We start from the raw sequence: 1,531 nt of genomic DNA, 5'->3' as shown, positions 1-1,531 counted from the left end.
AAATTATATAAAAGAGACAACGATATCGCCTTCTTTTGGATTGTAGAAAATGAAAGTTGGATTGGTCTTTGGGAAGGAAAAGAATACAAAGTCAATTATCATCCATCCTTACGACATATCGCTTTCCAAGTAAGCTTACACGATTTAGAAAACGCAATACACTGGCTCAAACAGAAAGGAATTCCAGCGCGAAAAGACTTTGGAATGGAGCCAATTGAGCCAATCGTTTTTCCAGAATTAGCACACGCCTCCGTATATTTTAACGATCCTGATGGAAATAGTTTAGAATTCATTACACAATTGCCTGTTGGACTACCTAAAGCAGAGAAAATGTATTTAAGTGAATGGAAAAAACAAGTACAGGCATCACTTATAGATAAGGTTTAATTTCTCATGTCAATTTCTTATTACAGGCTTCTTAAAACAAATAAAAACTTTAAAAAATTATTTTATGGTCAAACATTAAGTGTACTTGGGGATTGGTTTCATACTGTCGCTTTATTAACACTCGTCTATAGCATAACAGAATCTTCATTTATGTTAGCACTCACCTTTATGAGCAAAGGGTTACCTCAACTTCTTCTGAGCCCATTCATAGGCGGAATTGTAGACCGTTTTTCAAAAAAGAAAATTATGATTTTTACCGATAGTTTACGAGGAATTATCGTCCTCACTTATTTATTAGCATTCTACAAAATTGAAATTATTTTCGTTTCTAATATATGCTTATCAGTACTCTCTTGCTTATTCGAGCCTGCTAAGCAATCAACTCTAAAAAATATCGTACATCAAAAGCATTTCGTAACCGCTAACTCCCTTTCTAGTACAATCAATGGTTTTATGTCTATTATGGGAGCTTCTTTAGGTGGGCTCATTGCACAATCTTTAAGTATCGAGATTGCCTTTTTTATTAATAGCCTATCATACTTTATTTCAGCCTATATTATTTATAAAATAAAGATCCCTTCTCGTGACACTTTTAGCACGAAAAAAGCGTTTTTCACTGATATAAAAGATGGTTATACATACATATTACAAAGCAAAATTATTTTAACATTAATTCTTGTCGGCATTTCATGGGGCATTATTGGAGGTGCCTATCAGTTACTTCTAACAATCTATGCCGAAAGAATCTTCCACACTAACATTGGTATTTTATATGCGGTTCAAGGGGCTGGACTTATGATTGGCAGTCTCCTCGTTAATCTTTATATGTCTAAAAATGAAGACAAAATGAAAAGAGCATTTGGTTGGGCCTATTTACTACAAGGAATTTTCTTTCTCGGATTCATTCTATCCGATCAACTTATTATCGGTATCATTACATTACTCTGTATGCGTATAGCAGGAGGAATCATCGTTCCACTTGATACGACATTACTACAAACGTATACGCAAGAAAACATGATTGGTAAAGTTTTTTCATTTCATTATTCCATCTACGGATCGCTTATTCAGTTATCTATGTTTATTACAGTGACCTGGTCAAGAAAAACTGGAACATCAATTAGATTACGCAATTGATTTTGAA

The 1,531-nt window shown here is 33.8% G+C and carries 1 protein-coding gene and 1 pseudogene; both read left to right on the top strand.

The window, feature by feature from the left end; genetic code table 11:
- On the top strand, positions 1-387 hold a 387-nt coding region (locus tag AB3X49_RS22770), incomplete at its 5' end, for a VOC family protein (protein ID WP_367964910.1).
- A gap of 6 nt (positions 388-393) precedes the next feature.
- Positions 394-1,476 (top strand): annotated as a pseudogene (locus AB3X49_RS22765) (MFS transporter); the annotation flags it as partial.
- Positions 1,477-1,531 lie beyond the last annotated feature (55 nt).

This window comes from Bacillus sp. C30, assembly GCF_040838255.1.
Taxonomy (GTDB): domain Bacteria; phylum Bacillota; class Bacilli; order Bacillales; family Bacillaceae_G; genus Bacillus_A; species Bacillus_A mycoides.
The sequence above is the reverse complement of the archived record's forward strand: the minus strand, read 5'-3'. Positions and strand labels throughout refer to the sequence as shown.